The following is a 16,119-nucleotide window of genomic DNA, read 5'->3' as shown; positions in this document are numbered from 1 at the left end:
TATGTCCATTGAGCGAGTAATTAAATTCCCTCTTCCTATTTGGATGGCAGATAATTTTATACGAGCAAAAGAATTATGTACCGAACCATACTGTATATGCTATCAAAGGGATGTGGACAATAACGGTTTTGGCCCTTACGGTTTCTCTACAGATAAGTCACAAAAAATAATATCCGGTGTCTTTAGTAACATTTCCCATTTGGATGCCGAGCGAAATAGTATCAAAGAACAAAAAAACATTAATATTGACGGAGTCTATTTCTATGGCGAAAGAAGCAATAACCTGATACTTGAACATAATAAATTCCACTCATTCAAAGCCAAGAATAAAATGAGAACAAAAAGAGGGCTAAGTGCAGAACCATTACCTGCAGAGCCATTTCTCTTTAATTTTATCAAAGATGGAATTTATGACTCCAACAAGCTCAATTATTTAATAATTAATGGCTATAACTTCTTTTTGAGTAAGTTTAACACGCCTCAAGCAGGGCAGACTCTATGTTTATTTGAACCAAATGTTTGGCATAAAATAAAACTACACTGTGAATTGAATGAGGTGCATACGCAAGAGTTTAACTCCCCGAACAATTAAATCATTGGTAATAATCTTACACGTTATGAATAATGACCGAAACGGTCTTACATATATACGCGGCCATTTTAAACTTAGCAGCTATTACAAACGCACTTAGTCACTTAACGCCACACCGGCGAACGCCTGGCATGCCGGTACGATAAACTCACTCGCCTGACTGAAATCGTTAACGCCGAAGGCGAACGTTACCGACTCACCTATGACAAAGCCGGACAGCTGATTGCTGAAACTGACTTTACTGGGCGCACGCTGACGTACGAATACGATAATGCAGGTCGCTGTATCCGCACCCGCTTCCCGGACGGTGCCTGCCTGAACCGCCGCTACAATGTCACCGACCAGGTCACAGATGAGCAAGTGACGCGGGACGATAGCAACCACACGCTCAGCACCACCACTTTTCGCTATGACACTCTGTGCCGTCTGGTAGAGGCAAAAAATGATGCGGCGACGGTCACGTATTACTATGACGGCGCAAGCCGTCTCATCGCCGAAACTCTCAACGGCAGACGCACGGAGTATCAGTATGATACTGATCGTGACACGGTATCTCAGCGCATCACTGGCGGACTGACTGAACACTTCACCCGCGGCGTGACGGGTGAGCTGAAACAGTGGCAACTTAACGGCCATGCTCCCCTGACATTCACCCATGATCTGCGCGGCCAGGAAACTTCCCGCCAGAGCGACGCCGGGTTTTACCAGCAACTCAGCTACACACAGATCGGCATGCTGACAAAGCAAAAAGCCGGGAATCAGAACACCGGGTCGGATGAGCTTAACAGCAGTCTGGCGCGGGAATGGCTGTACGACAAAGCCTACAACCTGACCATGATTGCCGACTCACTGCGGTGCACTGCCTGACGGCAAACGACCATATAAGCCATGCAACCTGGACCGGTAGCCAGTGTATGCCGATGCGTGAAGAGCGCTTCACCTACGACCAAAATCTCAACATCACCCGTCGCCAGACCTGGATAACAGCCATACTTTCGTTACCACGAATGGGAAAAATACAGCCTTCTGAAATTTTAACGGTATAGGCCATATCCATATCAAATCCAACATCACGCAACTCTTTATCTATGAAATGAATCTTAGGCATGCAATTGTCGCCCTGATATAGAAATATCACATGTATCTTCCGGGCCGCATATGAGCAGGCGCTGAAAACGACATACCTACGTCAACCAGACAGCAAGCATTGCAGCAGTCGCAGGTTGAGGGGGCAGGAAAACGTATCGATAGCGTTCTCAAAATTTTATTTAATTAAACGCTCCATTAACAGGCTGGCACGCCTTTCGCCACCCATTGCGGCCAGAGGGCTGCCCAGTCGGAGCCATGCGCCATGCCGCTTACCACTGCCGTGTGGGCGCAGGTTCCGCCTGTCGCCTGCACAAAACGACGGGCGACCTCGGGGGGAACTGTTTCATCCGCGTCGCCGCTAAGATGTAGCTGCGGAATGTCCCCTAACCTGCTGGCATGGTCGATAGCGCTCAGTGCGTCAGGCATCGCGCTCACATTATGCAACTCGTTGACATAATTGACATCGAGATTACCCGCCACGGTGCGCAGCACCCGGACATCTCCACGCCGTTCGGCCAGTAGCGCCGCGATATTACCCCCGCCAGAATATCCCGTTAATTCAAGCGTCACGCCTGGATAACGCGCCGTGAACTGGCTTAGCGCCTCGTCAATCGCCTTCAATACCTGCGGGGAGAAACGATCGGCGGTCCACCAGCGAACACTGCAATACGCAGGCAACGGCGGCCCTATAAACTGACATGGCCGGCCCAGATAGAGCACGCTGGCGTGAGTATCAGCGGCAGCCAGCTTCAGGCCAACGGGATTACGCGGAGTAGGATCCTCCGAGGGCCGCGTGCGGCTTTGCCAGGCAAATCCATCCCCTTCGATGTAGACATGCAGTGACGTCACGGTGGGTGCAATTCGACTCCAGCTGGCAATCAAAAAGGAATCTGTCTGAACATTTTCTCTGGTAAGACCTGCATCCTGCGCAATCTGGCTTGCCGTCTCCCGGGGTTCGACAGAAACGCAGCCCGTGAATAAAAAAGATAAATTAATCAATAAGGCTGCAAAGAATATATTCTGTTTAACCCGCAAAGCCATATCTCACCCTAAGTTAAATTAAAAACAACACAAAATTTATGGAATTATTTCTCGATGAAATAATTAAGCAAAGCTTATTGTTTTTTGCAACAAATTGTATATTCTGCGCCCGAACAATATCGGATTAATCCGAAGTTTCTCCATCTGCATTTTTACAACAATCGCAACTTTGTGACGGCTCACCATGAGAAAAAAATACCTTAGCCAGCTGATTTCTTTGCTGGTGGCTTCAACAGCGGCACAGGGGCTGCTGACGACCCATTCTATTGCAGCATCAGAAGTTATCATCGACGCACCAATGTCCGGCCTTCAGGTGCTCGGCTCAAACGATGTTATTCGCGTGACCAATACCGGCTCCCTTAGCGGCGCACCCACAACCGCGTTAACGCTGCAACAGGGGGCGACGGTCACTACATTCACCAACGAGGGCCTGATCACTGATATTAGCGATAATAATCTGCCCTTCAGTATGAATGTGGTTCAAATTGACGGTGCGGCCGGTACGTTTGAAAATAACGGCATCATCCAAAGCGTTAATCAATACCATTATGGCAGCATCGTCGAACTGAGTGCGTCGGGCGTCGTGGATAATTTTATTAACCGTGGCACGATTCAAAATTCGCTGAATAATTTTAATATGGGGATGGATAATACCGGCTCCGTCGAAAATAACGGCCATATTCTTAATCTGACGAACACGGAAACCGGAACCATTACCGGCTATCGCGGTATTAATAACCTCGGCACTATTGATAGTCTCACCAATGCCGGCGTAATTACCGCTGCGAATAACAATTTTATGCCGATGCCCGGACAAAACGGCGCGATTTATAATCGCGGGATCATTGGTACGCTACATAATACAGGCACGCTCCAGACCGGCACCCTCAATTATTTCGGCAGCGCCGGGGTGATTAACTGGGGAACGATCAACACCCTTATCAATGACAATCTGATTAGCGGTAGCGCAGACGCCATTACCAACTATGGCACCGTAGGCACCCTTGAAAACAATGGCCGCATCGCTGCGATCAACAATGGTATTTTCGCCAGCAGCTCCGACGGCAACGCTATCGCCGAGATCGTGAACAACGGCGAAATCTCGGGCGGCTATTACGGTATTTACCTTGCCAGCTACAGCAACCAGAATCCAGCCACTCAAATCATCAATAACGGCACCCTGAGCGGCGGCAACACCGCCCTGTATATCTACACGGATACCAACGCCAGCGCGGATATTACGCTGACCAACAACGGTGTGGTGAAAGGCGATATTTACTCCCAAAGCGCAGCACCGTTACTCATCAATGGCGGTAGCACGACCACGGGAACCTTAACCGGCCAGAACGGGACAGGCACCCTCACCAGCCAGCACTCAGACGTCATCTTTGGCACCGGTTCACTGCTGCTGAACGATAACGTGAATGCGGCCACGGTCCAGAACCGTGGCGCGTCCTTGCAGGTCAATACAGACATAACAATTGCAGGGGATTACCACCAGAAAGCCGCGGCAGCGCTGATTTCAGGTATCTCCGATCTGGCAACCCAGAACGGCACGCTGATGGCCGACAGCGGCTATGGTCGTCTGAATGTTACTGGCAATGCGACAATCGAAGAAGGTTCCAGCATCAACCTGGTCCGCACGGGTGGCACGTATCAGTTCGCGGAAGGCCAGCGCTATGTGGTGATCAATGCCGCGGGATCGGGCACCGATTACAACGCCGATAAGCTGAACTACAGCGCGATCGGCTACCGTGGCGCCGTGAGTGGCTCCGTTTATGAGACAGGGACGGACAAAGCGCTGGTCTTGACCGTGGGCGCCGAGCCTCCGGTTGTGACGCCGCCTGTTGTCACGCCACCTGTTGTGACACCACCGGTTGTAACACCGCCAGTTGTAACACCACCGGTTGTAACACCACCCGTTGTGACACCACCGGTTGTAACCCCACCCGTCGTGACGCCACCGGTTGTAACACCACCCGTTGTGACGCCGCCGGTTGTAACACCACCCGTTGTCACACCGCCAGTGGTGACGCCGCCGACTCAGCCAACGCCAAAACCTGCGCTGGCGACGATCCCAAGCGCCAGCGCGGCATTGGGCGGTCTGGCGAACTACATCGGGATCTCCTCTCCGCAGCTGTTGGATCTGTATAACGCCTCGTTAGCCATCCAGGGCAAAGACGAAGCCAACCGCGCGGGCGAGAAACTCTCCCCAGGCCAGAACATCAACACCAGCTCTGCCGCCGCCGTGGCGACCTCTACCGCTCAGGCGGTTGTGGGCGCGCACATTGATGCCGTGCGTAATCCGCACACCTCCGGCACCAGCGGCGTCGCGACCGGTGATGACTACACAAGCAACTGGATTGTCTGGGGTCAGCCGTTTGGCGGCTATGCGCGTCAGGACAGCAGCGCTGAAATCAGCGGCTACACGGCGAAATTTGGCGGCCTGATTCTGGGCGCCGACCGCTCGCTGGGTGACGACTGGCGTCTGGGCGCGGCCGTGAACTACAGCAACACCTCCGTGCATGGTAAAGGCAATCTGAGCGGTAACACCTCCACCGCCGACAACTACGGCATCATCGGTTACGCCGGGTACACGGGCGATCCGTGGTATCTGAACCTCTCTGCCGGTGTAAACCGCCAGAACTACAGCTCGGTTCGTCGCGCAGACTTCACCGGCTTCTCCGGCGCTGCGCAGGGTAAATTCAACGGTCAGTCCGTCACCCTGCAAACGGAGTTCGGCTATCCGGTCACGCTGCCTGCCGACGTTGTCGTCACGCCGATTGCCAGCCTGACGTACGGGTATCAGCATGTGGATGACTATAAAGAGACTGGCGGTAACGGCATGGCGCTGGATGTGGGCAGTACCCACTCCCAGTCTGTGGTGAGCGATATCGGTGCCCGCATCGAGAAAACCTTCGCAACCGGTCTCGGCAGCCTGACGCCGTTCGCGCAGGTCTCGTGGATTCATCAGTACGATAATCGTCAGGTGAGCAGCCATGCGACCTACGCTGCCGATGCCGTCGGTGAAACCAGCTTTATCACCAAAGGCGCATCGCCGGTGGAAGATATGGCGGGTGTGGCGATCGGCAGCACGCTTTACGACGCCAACGATCTGAGCCTGGACGCGCGCTACGATCTGCAAGCAGGCGAGCGCTATCAGGCGCATACCTTCAGCCTGCGGTTGCGTAAGATGTTCTAATTGCTGTGAATAAAACGGGGCCGCACATGGCCCCGTTTTTTTATCATGCGCGGCAAAACATTGAGTTTTTCATCGGGCGCGTTAATAGTAGTTCTTTTCCTGATAAGAAAATGCCATGAGCCAAACTGCACTCTCCTCTGCATTAAAGGGCGGCGCGCTGCTCCTGCTGCTGATCTTGATTTATACCGGCCTGTTTACCGGGGACCGCGTCACCTGGCTGATGGAAGTCACTCCCGTGGTCATCGTGGTGCCACTGCTGCTCGCTACCCAAAAACGCTACCCGCTCACTCCCCTGCTTTACACGCTGATCTTCTTCCACGCGATCATTCTGATGGTCGGCGGAATGTACACTTACGCCAAAGTGCCCATCGGTTTTGAAGTTCAGGAGTGGCTGAATCTGAGCCGTAACCCGTACGATAAACTCGGACACTTTTTCCAGGGGCTGGTGCCTGCCCTGGCGGCGCGTGAGATCCTGGTGCGCGGCGGTTACGTGAATGGCCGTAAAATGACGGGCTTTCTGGTGTGCTGCATCGCGCTGGCCATCAGCGCGACCTACGAGCTGATCGAATGGTGGGCGGCGCTGGCGATGGGACAAGGCGCGGATGATTTTCTCGGCACGCAGGGCGATCCCTGGGACACCCAGTCAGATATGTTCTGTGCCCTGCTCGGCGCGCTCACCACTGTCCTGCTGCTGGGGCGTTTTCATCAGCGGCAGCTGGAACGCATCTGAGGAATCGCCACCCATCTCCACCCCAAGCCGACCGTGGCGACCACAATTGTCAGGGTCGCTGCCATGTGCAGGGCGAAATCGAGGGGATGCACTTCGACGGAATGGCAAAACGACAATAGCGTCAGCGCCATGCAGGCGACGCCGGCCCCTGCCGAGGCGAGACTTTGCAGGGGATGGAGGCTGCGGGTACGGCGCAGATAGCCGATAACCAGCAGCATCATCGGCGCGCTGACGGTCATCATAAAGACGTAGCAATTCACCGCGTCACGGTGGTGAATCTGGGACGACTGGCCCAGGTTCGCCAGCACGCAGCCCAGCCACACGATCAGCAGCGGCATAAACCCCTTCCAGCTCAGGGGACGACGCCCGGCGATGCTGAGTAAAAACGCATTGCGGATCGCCAGCACCCCCATCACAAACGTCAGCCCCAGTTGCAGCAGGGCCAGCAGTGCGCCCTCCTGGGACCAGTCCGTCGCCACACGCTGCAACAGCAAACTGCAAAGCCATCCGCTCGGCAACGCCATTAACGTCCACGCCAGCACGCGCCAGCCATCGCGCCACGGGCGGGTGACGGGCTGCGCCTGCCGAGTCAGTTTTTCGATTAACAGCTCATGATCGGTCATGATTCGCTCCCATCCGGCGAAGATTGGTAATAGCCCTGTGCAGCAGGGATTTCACCGCAGAGATCGTCAGATTGTGACGGCTTGCCGCCTGCGCAAGCGTCATCTCCTGCAGATGAATATGTTCCACGATTTGCCGCTGGTGGGCGGGCAGCCTGTTGAGGATCAGCGCCAGCTCCTCCTGCTCGTCCTGATGTTCCACGCTCTCGACAGCCGCGACGTTGGCCAGCGCCTCTTCCGTATCCGTTTCCCTGCGTAACTTCCGCCCCTGATGGCGCAGCGCATCGACCGCCCGAGCCTGAGTAATCGCCATCAGCCAGGGTAAAAAGGGGCAGTCTGGATCGTAGGTATGGCGAACCCGATGCACCGTCAGCAGCACATCCTGGATGACATCTTCCACCAGCGCCGGATCGAACACCTGTCGGCGCACTATCGCGCGGATAGCCGGAACGATCGCCCGCAATAACTGCGTATAGGCGTGACGATCGCCAGCCTGCGCTTTTGTCATCAGCTCAGGCCAGGCCTCGCGCGGGGCAAGTCCGTTATCCATGTTCCGCCATGACGTTACCTCATGCTTTTTTGCCAGCCGCCTGATTCAGGGCATTCACCACGATTGAGGGCGTCAGCACCTGCGGGAGCACGTGCGGCGCGCTTCCGTCTGCCGGATAGACCACGTACAGCGGCAGACCGCCCTGGCCGAACGTGTTCATCGCATCATCGATGTCCGCGTTAAATTTGGTGGAGTCTGCCACCATATACACTGCGCCAGTGCGGGCCATCGCCTCTTTCACCGCCTGCGTTGAGAGCGAAGTGCGATCGTTCACCTGACAGGTGATGCACCACGACGCGGTAAAGTTTACGAAGATCGCTTTGCCGTGACCGCGCAGGGCCTCCACGTTCTGCGGAGACCACTTCACGGGCGCCGCGTTATCCGCCACTGCGGTCACAGGCGCCGTTGATCCTGCGTTGATCGCCCTCGGTAACGGCACGATGGCGACAACAAAAAACGCCACCGTGATAGCCAGCAGCACTTTGTAAGAGTGACCGAGATAACGTCTGCGCTGCGCGATACCGTACAGCCACGCGGCAAAGCTCACCACCACTGCGCTCGCCAGCATCACCGCCAGCGCCGTGGTGCCAGCCTGCTGCGCCAGCACCCACACCAGCCAGGCAAAGGCGCCCAGCATCGGAAACGCCAGCCCACGCTTGAGCACATCCATCCACGCACCAGGGCGCGGCAGGCGACGGGCAATTGCCGGGAACAGGGAGACGAGGGTAAAGGGGGCGGCAAAACCGAGCGCCAGCGCGAAGAAAATGGCCAGTGAAACCGCAGGCGGCTGCACCAGAGCGTAGCCCACGGCACCCGCCATAAACGGAGCGGAGCACGGCGTGGCCACCACAATCGCCAGCGCGCCGGTCAGGGCAGAACGAACAAACGCTCCGCGACCGACAGAGATCTCCCCTGCCCGCTGCAGCGACAGCCCGACCTCAAATACACCGAGCAGGTTGAGCGCAGCCCCGAGAATAATCAGCGCCAGAACCGCAATCACCAGCGGCGACTGCAGCTGAAATCCCCATCCCACGGCGGTGCCCCCGGCGCGCAGCGCCAGCAGCAGCGCCGCCAGCGCCATCATGGTGAAAATCACCCCGAGCAGAAAACCCAGCCCTTCGGTTCGTGCGCTTTTCGTGTCGCCCTGATGGCGCATGATCCCCAGCGCTTTCAGGGAGATCACCGGGAAAACACAGGGCATGAAATTCAGGATCACGCCGCCCAGAAAGGCGGCAAAAATGGCGGTTAACATAGCAAACCTCGAATGCGAACGTCGGCGTTAATCAGGAGTGCGATTTCGCATATTGCTTCACGGCGTCCATCGTTTTCTGAATGTGCGCATCCGGGTTGCGGTCGGTGTAGCTCAGCAGAATTTTGCCATCCGGGGCGATGACGAATGAGGTGCGATCGGAGAGGGTTTTACCGTTCATCTGCATCAGCGTTTCATACTCGGCCGCCACTTTCGCGCCAGGATCGGCTGCCACCGCAAACTTATCGCGGCACTCCAGTTTCGAGAATTCATCCACCTGGTCGACGTTCCCGGCGGTTACCCCCACCACCGTGGCGCCCAGTTTTTTGAAGTCATCCGTCGCTTCGGCGAAGGCGTGGGCTTCCAGCGTGCAGCCCTTGGTAAACGCCGCCGGGAAGAAATAAAGCACCACCGGCCCTTTTTGCAGCGCCTGCTGTAAGGTGAACGTCAGCGGTTTACCGCCGAGCGCGCCCTGAAGGGTAAAATCGGGCGCTTTCGCTCCGGCTTCGAGCGCGGCCTGGGTGTTCATGGAAAACAGTGAAAGGGTCAGTACGGCGGCGGCAGACGCGATTTTCAAACGTTTCATGGTCAACTCCATCAGGGAAAAGGGGGCTATCTGAATAATAGTTCGTTAGCCCGCGAGCAAAAGTTTCGCCCGACCATAAAAAATGTATCGCTGTTAGCTAAATTTACGCACCAGAAAATCGAGATCCTCTTCTTTTACCGCTCTGGCAAGGTAATACCCTTGAAAACTTTTGATGCCAGCGGCGGATAAGGTATTAAATTTTTCCTCGCTGTCCACCCCTTCGGCGACACAGGCAACGCCAGTAATATCGCTGTAATACTGCATCGCTTTAATCAGACTGAAATCACTGTCATTTGCGGCAAATTTATCAACGATATCTTTATCCAGTTTCAGGCCATCAAAGGGAATTTGTCTCACCGGGAACATAACGTGATCGCTTGAAAAACAGTCATCTAAAAACAGTCTGCACCCCGTTTGGCGCAGGCGCTGCATAGTGTCCGCAATCCCTTTATCCAGCGTTACATCAATCGTTTCGGCGAACTCAAACACCAGTTTTTCTGCCCAGTGTTCATCACTTAACATTTCAACGGCTTTTTTTGCCATCCCTGGTAAGGCATTTCCGGATGCCAGTTCAGGAGGAATATTAACGGAGAAATAATATTTTCCATTATATTTGTTAATCCCGCGAACGGCGGCATCAATAACCAGAGCCATCAGCTGCAACCAGATATTTTTATCATGCAAGTTCGCCAGAAAATCTGCTGGTTTAAGGATGACGCCTTTACGATTCCAGCGCAGTAATATTTCAAAGCCAACGCCTCTTTTATCACTGTCGGTAATAATCTGATACACCGGAAATATTTCTTTATTTATCAGCGCGGTGGTGAAACGCCCGTCTAAATAAGCATTATCATGACTCACAGGCTCGCCTGAAACAGCGAATGTCGCCCGAAACAGCGCGCCACGGCTTAAAAAGGTATTGATCAGCTGTAATTTTCGCAGGCCCTCTTTGCGATAAACGTATATCGTTTTGATCGCCAGACCACAGGCTTTTGCCTGGGCTTTGACCGACACGCCACGATAGAAAGAGAGCACAGAATCTAACTCCCGGCTCGTCAAACCCTTTTCAAAACAATCTTTTACTTTTCTCTCAAGGAACGCGGCCTCTTCCAGCGGCGGGAACACTGCCGTCACAATATCCTGACAGGGATGCGATAAATTCGCGACGCGTATATTTCTGAGTTTATTTTTATCCCTGATCAAACTGTACAATGTGCGGTAAAGCCAGTTTGCCGGTAATTGACTGTAAATAAGGACGGTGACTTTCGCAGGTTTGGCGTTGAGCAAGACGATCATTTTTTTCAACGAACCTAAAATTTCGCAGATATCTCCTTTAAGGAATACAGAAATCGTAGCACCTGCACTGGCGTACACCGCATTCAGTTCTTCCTGGGATGGCTCATCACCATCGACCATAATACGGTAAGCGCAGATCCCGCTGTTATTCAGAAGCATTTCATACCCTTGCCAGGCATAGCTGCAGGAAGAAATGACGTATCGATTCTGAAAACGTTTCAGGTAGTTGGCACGTGCATCCCAGGCCATGATAATCTCCAGCGAAATATAAATGAGGGTAAAAATGTTTATTGCGAAAAGACGATAGCTGTCAAAATCAATGACCAGAAATAAAAAAGAATGATGTTTGCGAACGCCTTTGACACCTTCACCACTGCGTCTCTGAATAGCGAGATCATAACAAACCAGGAATGTTATCACCATAGATTTAATATCGTATTTTTGTATAAAACAGGTGTCTCCTGTGTTTTTTGTTTAAAACAAAAACATTACTCATCGCGACAGGTGGACATATTTACGTTAATTACCCAACGTATTTAACGTAAAGATGTTCATTCAGTAAACATCCACACATTCATTCAACTTCATTTCTTCATCATCTGCCCACCACGCAAATACACACTTCCTGAATATTATTCATAAATACCAAAAGTAAATTCCACTTATCACATGTATAATAGTGACGCTAAACATTCAATAGAGAAATGAATACCCCCATTGGCTCGTCTCAACATAGGACAACCGTATGGATATCCATATATCATCAAGGGCTTTACTGCTTCGAAGGGATGTGATTAAAAATAATCCAAGATTCAGCGAAGCAATAAAACAACACTTCACCATTAATGATGCCATCTACAAAAAACAACCGCTGTTCTACAAAACGATGCTCCAGGAGTCACGGTTCAATATTGTGTTATCGATGTGCTGTTTTGTTTTTGGCGATCAGGCCTCTTCAGTATCAGAAATAAAAGAGTTATGTACCCGATATAAAATTGCCAGTCCAAACAGTGTCATAGCCATCATCACTTTACTCAGAACCACCAACAGAATTAAAACCTGGCGGTGCACCGAGGATCGGCGCAAGACCATCATCGAACCAACAAAAAAAGGATTAGACGAACTTAAAAATTATATGTCCGGGGCCTTTTTACCCGTAAGCACTTTATATCCTGATTACAACGTCAATATTAACCTGCTGGATAATGATACGCTCAGACACAGTTTTTTCCGGCGGGCCGCAGAATATCTTTTTCGTGGTGTTACCTTTAAAAAGATTTTGCCAGAGGTAGGATTATTTATTGAGAAAGATGGCGGGCGCATGATCATGCTGTATCTTTATCTGCAGGCGATGAAGAATAAAAATGCTCACGGTGCAACTATTGATTATTCAGCCAGCGTGCTGGCAAAAGAGTTTTTCGTTTCCAGAATTCATGTAAATCGGATCATGAAATCCGCTCAGGAGGCCGGGTACCTGAAAGAGAGAGAAGATGGACGCATCAGTATTTATCCAAACTTCTTACAGCTGGTCGAAAACTATGCCGGACTTTACTTTGCCTACGTCACGCATTATCTGAACATACATCCTAAAGAGCGACTGTCTTCTGTCTGATTAAACTCCACCGGAAAATTGAACTGGCGAGCGGTTTTCCGATCGCCAGTATTCATTATCTTTCGCGCAGAGCCTCTTTGGTTTTATTCAACGGTTTCAGCAGGTAGTCAATGATGGTTTTACTGCCCGTTTTAATATCCACCGTCGCAATCATCCCCGGAAAAACAGGAAATTCTTTCCCCTGCTTATTCGTCAGGTGATTACTCGTGGTTCTGATATAGACCCGGTAATAGTAAACATCTCTTTTAACATCATCCTGAATCGTATCAGGAGAAATCATGGTCACTTCGCCTTCCAGCCCGCCATAGATGGAGTAGTCATAGGCCGTCACTTTGACCAGCGCTTTTTGCCCCGGATGGATAAAGGCCACATCGCGCGGGGAGATTTTGGCTTCAATCACCATCTGATCGTCGAGCGGCACCAGGCTCAACAATTTTCCATTTGGCGGGATCACGCCCCCGACGGTGGTGACATCAATATCTTTAACAATTCCGCGAACCGGCGCGTTGAATGTCAGACGGGTGAGGGAATCTTCACGCCCTTTCATCACCGAACGCTGGGCTTCGATTTCGGCATTCGCCTTGGCTAACTCTTCACGGGCGCGAACGTAGTACTGGTTTTGCATTTCCGTGATTTTATTCTCAAGCTCATTTTTTTGACGCTCAAGACGCAGAACTTCCACCTTGCTTGCCGCCCCCTGGGTGACCAGCGGTCGGGTCAATGATAGCTCGCGCTGGATAAGCGTGACCCCCTGACGCAAACCGGTAAGCCCTTTTTCCAGGCTGTCGCGACGAGAGTGATACAGCGCGGTCTCCTGTTTGACCAGCTCAACGTCATCGTCCAGCTCTTGCGGGAAGACCAGCGCACTTTGATTGGCCTCCGCGTTCAGGCGCGCGGCCGTTGCCATCGCGGCATTCAGCCGGGATTCACTCTCCAGCACGCTGGACTCGGTTTTGGTGCGATCCAGCTGCGCAAGCTGTTGCCCACGCTCGACGATATCCCCCTCGCGCACCAGCAGCTTATGAATAATCCCCCCTTCCAGCGACTGAATAACCTGCTCATGCGAAGAGGGGATCACTTTACCGCTCCCGGTGGTCACTTCATCAAGCTGGAACATACTTGCCCAGATCGTAAAGAGGGCAAAGAGCGCAAACAGAGACCAGGCAACCAGCGTTGAGCGCGGGAGTTTAGGCTCCTGCAGACGGCTGTTGAAACGAGAAAAATCACTCATGCCATCCCCTCCTCGGTTGCGGCCTTCGCGGGAGCGGACGGCTTCATTTTCACGGTGCGCTGCGCCGCCTTCTGCGGGGCCATACCATGGTTATTCAGGATCTTATCGCGCGGGCCATCCATAATAATTTTGCCGTTTTCCAGCACGATGATGCGATCGACCAGTTCCAGAATCGGCAGACGATGCGTGGCCACCACCAGCGTTCGCCCGTCGCCGAGCCAGTTTTTGAGATGATGGATAAACTGCTTTTCGCTCACTTCATCAAGCCAGGCGGTCGGCTCATCAAGCAGCAGGATATTCGGTGCGGTGAGTAACGCGCGCGTCAGCAACAGGGCCTGTCGCTGGCCGCCGGACAATCCGGCCCCGCCTTCGCTGATCACATAGTTCAGCCCCATTTTTTGCTTGCGAACAAACTCCAGCGCCCCGCTGACGGTTAATGCCTGATGAATCTCCTCGTCAGTCGCCAGCGGATTCCCCATCACAATGTTGTCGCGCACGGAGCCAAAGAACAGGCGCGCCTGCTGGCTGAGGAACTGCATATCGCGGCGCAGATCGGCCGTGTCGAGGTGATTCAGCGCCACATCATCGAGCAAAATGGTGCCCTGCTGCGGTTCCTGCATCCCCGCCAGAAGCTGTAACAGCGTGCTTTTGCCGGAACCATTGCGCCCCAGAATCGCAATCCGCTCGCCCGCATTGATGGTCAAACGGGGGATGTTCAGGACGTTTTGCTTCTCTTCTTCGTCATAATAAAAGCCGACCTCCTCCAGCACGTAGTGGCCGCGCAGATGGGCTTTATGCACCTTTTTACCCTGCAGGGGATCGTCAATCGGACGCTGCATCAGGTCGTCCAGCCCCTTGCGGGCCACTTTTGCCGACTGCCAGCGCGACAACACGCCGGAAATTTGCGACAGCGGCGCGATAGTGCGCGAAGCGAGAATCGATGTCCCCACCAGCGCACCGGTGGTCATGTCACCGCTGATCACCAGATAACAGCCAATCAGCAGGACCACAGCATAGACAATCGACTGAACTTCCTGCGTCCACGTCAGAAGCAGGCCGGTGAGCCAGCGCTGTTTCATCCCGACGCTCGCGGCCACGTCGTTCGAATTGTTCCACTGGTTCTGAAAACGCTGCTCCGCGCGCATCAGTTTGATGTCTTCGATGCCCTGCACCGCCTCGACCAGCGTGGCGTTACGAATGGCCGATTCGCGCATCCCTTCCGTGGAGAGCTTTCCGAGCGGACGCTGGATCAACAGACCCGGAATCAGCAGCAGCGGCACCGCAAGCAGCACCACCAGCACCAGCGGGCCGCCGATCATCCACAGAATGAAAACGAACAGCAGGAAAAACGGCAGATCGGAAATCGCCGCAATCGTCGTGGAGGTGATCAGCTCACGAACGGACTCCAGCTCGCGGATCTGAGCGATAAAGGAGCCGGTTGATTTTGAGCGGGCGCCGTTTTTAATGCGCAGGGCATGGGCGAATACCCGCTCCGAAATACGCAGATCGGCACGCTTCCCGATCACGTCTGAGATGTGCACCCGCAGCATACGCATCACAAACTCGAAGGTGATGGCGAGCATCACGCCGCCAAACAGCACCCACAGGGTGGCCTCAGACTGGGACGGCACCACGCGATCGTAAACCTGCATGGAAAACACCATCCCAGAAAGGGCCAGCACGTTCGCCACCAGCGCCACCAGCATGATGTCGCTGTAGCGACGCCAGTCTTTCAGCGCCAGCTGCCAGAACCAGTTCTTTTCATAAGGTTTGATGTAGTCATCGACCCTCGCGTCGGGCGTCGATTCCAGCGGGCGCAGCACGATTAACCCCGTCAAACGGGTACCCAGCGCGTCGCGCGTCAGGCTCGTTTCCAGTCCACCGTCACCGCTGAACTGCAGGCTGACGTTGCCCTCTTTGTCCATCCGGTTGATGACCGCAACTTGCCCGCCATCAAACTCCGCTAACAGCGGCAGTCGCCACGGATCAATCAGTGCTGCATCCGCCGGCACAACGCGCAGCCTAAGCCCGAGCTGGCGTGCCATATCGTTGAGCACCTGCTCTCGCGGAGAGTGGCTCTCGTGATGAATCGTGACCCGGACGTGTTCTTGCGAATAGTCCAGCCGGTAATGTTTTGCAACGAGCACCATGGCTTCAAGCCAGGGTTCGTACTGCGGGTGAGTCTTCATTTTGCAACGTCCTGTTCAGGGCGGCGATGTCGCTCTGAAATGATATCCCTGTGGAACGGCCAGAATGTAAACCCTTTCTGAACGCGTCGACAAAAATACCTTAATATTTATGTGGTTAGTCGTATTACTGTA

The 16,119-nt window shown here is 53.4% G+C and carries 14 protein-coding genes and 1 pseudogene; 6 read left to right on the top strand and 9 right to left on the bottom strand.

Translation table 11 applies throughout. From position 1 onward, the window contains the following. The first annotated feature begins 1 nt into the window (after position 1). The 3 genes and pseudogenes from DAI21_RS08460 to DAI21_RS23200 all read left to right on the top strand — a co-directional run bounded on the left by DAI21_RS08460 (position 2) and on the right by DAI21_RS23200 (position 1,459). Positions 2-592 carry a hypothetical protein gene (locus DAI21_RS08460; RefSeq protein ID WP_159075408.1) on the top strand — a complete coding sequence of 197 codons (591 nt, stop codon included), beginning with the start codon at positions 2-4 and terminating at the stop codon, positions 590-592. A gap of 126 nt (positions 593-718) precedes the next feature. Further along, a pseudogene (locus DAI21_RS23470) lies at positions 719-856 on the top strand (RHS repeat domain-containing protein); the annotation flags it as partial. 96 nt (positions 857-952) lie between these two features. Next, a complete protein-coding gene (locus tag DAI21_RS23200; protein ID WP_234419522.1) occupies positions 953-1,459 on the top strand; it encodes a hypothetical protein in 507 nt (168 codons plus the stop codon). Positions 1,460-1,532: 73 nt separating this feature from the next. On the opposite strand, the gene DAI21_RS23195 is transcribed toward DAI21_RS23200, so the two are convergent. Together DAI21_RS23195 and DAI21_RS08450 are read right to left on the bottom strand one after the other, a co-directional pair. Further along, positions 1,533-1,700, bottom strand: coding sequence for a hypothetical protein (locus tag DAI21_RS23195; protein ID WP_234419521.1), 168 nt, complete (start codon positions 1,698-1,700; stop codon positions 1,533-1,535). Positions 1,701-1,876: 176 nt separating this feature from the next. Beyond that, positions 1,877-2,530, bottom strand: a complete 654-nt coding sequence (locus DAI21_RS08450) for an alpha/beta hydrolase family protein (protein WP_370447043.1) — start codon at positions 2,528-2,530, stop codon at positions 1,877-1,879. A 376-nt stretch (positions 2,531-2,906) separates the two neighbouring features. Between DAI21_RS08450 and DAI21_RS08445 the strand changes: the two genes are divergently transcribed. Both DAI21_RS08445 and DAI21_RS08440 read left to right on the top strand, forming a co-directional pair. Beyond that, the gene (locus DAI21_RS08445) at positions 2,907-5,924 is read left to right on the top strand and encodes an autotransporter outer membrane beta-barrel domain-containing protein (RefSeq protein ID WP_107702849.1); all 3,018 of its coding nucleotides are present in this window, start codon (positions 2,907-2,909) and stop codon (positions 5,922-5,924) included. Positions 5,925-6,039: 115 nt separating this feature from the next. Then, on the top strand, positions 6,040-6,654 hold the full coding sequence (locus DAI21_RS08440; RefSeq protein WP_107702848.1) for a DUF2238 domain-containing protein: 615 nt from the start codon (positions 6,040-6,042) through the stop codon (positions 6,652-6,654). On the opposite strand, the gene DAI21_RS08435 is transcribed toward DAI21_RS08440, so the two are convergent. From DAI21_RS08435 to DAI21_RS08415, 5 genes are all read right to left on the bottom strand, one after another. Next, positions 6,630-7,277 carry a DUF1109 domain-containing protein gene (locus DAI21_RS08435; protein WP_107702847.1) on the bottom strand — a complete coding sequence of 216 codons (648 nt, stop codon included), beginning with the start codon at positions 7,275-7,277 and terminating at the stop codon, positions 6,630-6,632. The genes DAI21_RS08440 and DAI21_RS08435 overlap by 25 nt on opposite strands. After that, positions 7,264-7,824 (bottom strand): RNA polymerase sigma factor, encoded by a 561-nt coding sequence (locus tag DAI21_RS08430; RefSeq protein WP_107702846.1) that lies wholly within the window; start codon positions 7,822-7,824, stop codon positions 7,264-7,266. Before DAI21_RS08430 ends, DAI21_RS08435 begins: the two co-directional genes overlap by 14 nt. Before the next feature lie 19 nt (positions 7,825-7,843). Then, the gene (locus DAI21_RS08425) at positions 7,844-9,076 is read right to left on the bottom strand and encodes a protein-disulfide reductase DsbD (protein ID WP_102104757.1); all 1,233 of its coding nucleotides are present in this window, start codon (positions 9,074-9,076) and stop codon (positions 7,844-7,846) included. 31 nt (positions 9,077-9,107) lie between these two features. After that, the gene (locus tag DAI21_RS08420; RefSeq protein ID WP_100778946.1) at positions 9,108-9,659 is read right to left on the bottom strand and encodes a peroxiredoxin; all 552 of its coding nucleotides are present in this window, start codon (positions 9,657-9,659) and stop codon (positions 9,108-9,110) included. 93 nt (positions 9,660-9,752) lie between these two features. Further along, the gene (locus DAI21_RS08415) at positions 9,753-11,378 is read right to left on the bottom strand and encodes an EAL domain-containing protein (protein WP_370447042.1); all 1,626 of its coding nucleotides are present in this window, start codon (positions 11,376-11,378) and stop codon (positions 9,753-9,755) included. 322 nt (positions 11,379-11,700) lie between these two features. Here DAI21_RS08415 and DAI21_RS08410 point away from each other — a divergent pair, with 322 nt between their 5' ends. Continuing rightward, positions 11,701-12,567 (top strand): MarR family transcriptional regulator, encoded by an 867-nt coding sequence (locus tag DAI21_RS08410; protein ID WP_102104758.1) that lies wholly within the window; start codon positions 11,701-11,703, stop codon positions 12,565-12,567. A 55-nt stretch (positions 12,568-12,622) separates the two neighbouring features. Here the strand turns inward: DAI21_RS08410 and DAI21_RS08405 are convergent, their stop codons facing one another. Together DAI21_RS08405 and DAI21_RS08400 are read right to left on the bottom strand one after the other, a co-directional pair. Next, positions 12,623-13,798: an HlyD family type I secretion periplasmic adaptor subunit gene (locus DAI21_RS08405; protein ID WP_100778944.1), complete on the bottom strand. Its 1,176-nt coding sequence runs from the start codon at positions 13,796-13,798 to the stop codon at positions 12,623-12,625. Continuing rightward, positions 13,795-15,987 (bottom strand): type I secretion system permease/ATPase, encoded by a 2,193-nt coding sequence (locus tag DAI21_RS08400; RefSeq protein WP_102104759.1) that lies wholly within the window; start codon positions 15,985-15,987, stop codon positions 13,795-13,797. Before DAI21_RS08400 ends, DAI21_RS08405 begins: the two co-directional genes overlap by 4 nt. Between the last annotated feature and the right edge of the window lie 132 nt (positions 15,988-16,119).

This window comes from Lelliottia sp. WB101 (assembly GCF_003051885.1).
Taxonomy (GTDB): domain Bacteria; phylum Pseudomonadota; class Gammaproteobacteria; order Enterobacterales; family Enterobacteriaceae; genus Enterobacter; species Enterobacter nimipressuralis.
Note: the sequence above shows the minus strand (reverse complement) of the source record. Positions and strands in the feature narration are given on the sequence as shown.

Bases quoted from the DNA above. Each gene is read 5' to 3' on its own strand.
- DAI21_RS08460 (WP_159075408.1), top strand. From the start codon at position 2: ATGTCCATTGAGCGAGTAATTAAATTCCCTCTTCCTATTTGGATGGCA.
- DAI21_RS23195 (WP_234419521.1), bottom strand. From the start codon at position 1,700: ATGCCTAAGATTCATTTCATAGATAAAGAGTTGCGTGATGTTGGATTT.
- DAI21_RS08445 (WP_107702849.1), top strand. From the start codon at position 2,907: ATGAGAAAAAAATACCTTAGCCAGCTGATTTCTTTGCTGGTGGCTTCA.
- DAI21_RS08440 (WP_107702848.1), top strand. From the start codon at position 6,040: ATGAGCCAAACTGCACTCTCCTCTGCATTAAAGGGCGGCGCGCTGCTC.
- DAI21_RS08435 (WP_107702847.1), bottom strand. From the start codon at position 7,277: ATGACCGATCATGAGCTGTTAATCGAAAAACTGACTCGGCAGGCGCAG.
- DAI21_RS08430 (WP_107702846.1), bottom strand. From the start codon at position 7,824: ATGGATAACGGACTTGCCCCGCGCGAGGCCTGGCCTGAGCTGATGACA.
- DAI21_RS08425 (WP_102104757.1), bottom strand. From the start codon at position 9,076: ATGTTAACCGCCATTTTTGCCGCCTTTCTGGGCGGCGTGATCCTGAAT.
- DAI21_RS08420 (WP_100778946.1), bottom strand. From the start codon at position 9,659: ATGAAACGTTTGAAAATCGCGTCTGCCGCCGCCGTACTGACCCTTTCA.
- DAI21_RS08415 (WP_370447042.1), bottom strand. From the start codon at position 11,378: ATGGTGATAACATTCCTGGTTTGTTATGATCTCGCTATTCAGAGACGC.
- DAI21_RS08410 (WP_102104758.1), top strand. From the start codon at position 11,701: ATGGATATCCATATATCATCAAGGGCTTTACTGCTTCGAAGGGATGTG.
- DAI21_RS08405 (WP_100778944.1), bottom strand. From the start codon at position 13,798: ATGAGTGATTTTTCTCGTTTCAACAGCCGTCTGCAGGAGCCTAAACTC.
- DAI21_RS08400 (WP_102104759.1), bottom strand. From the start codon at position 15,987: ATGAAGACTCACCCGCAGTACGAACCCTGGCTTGAAGCCATGGTGCTC.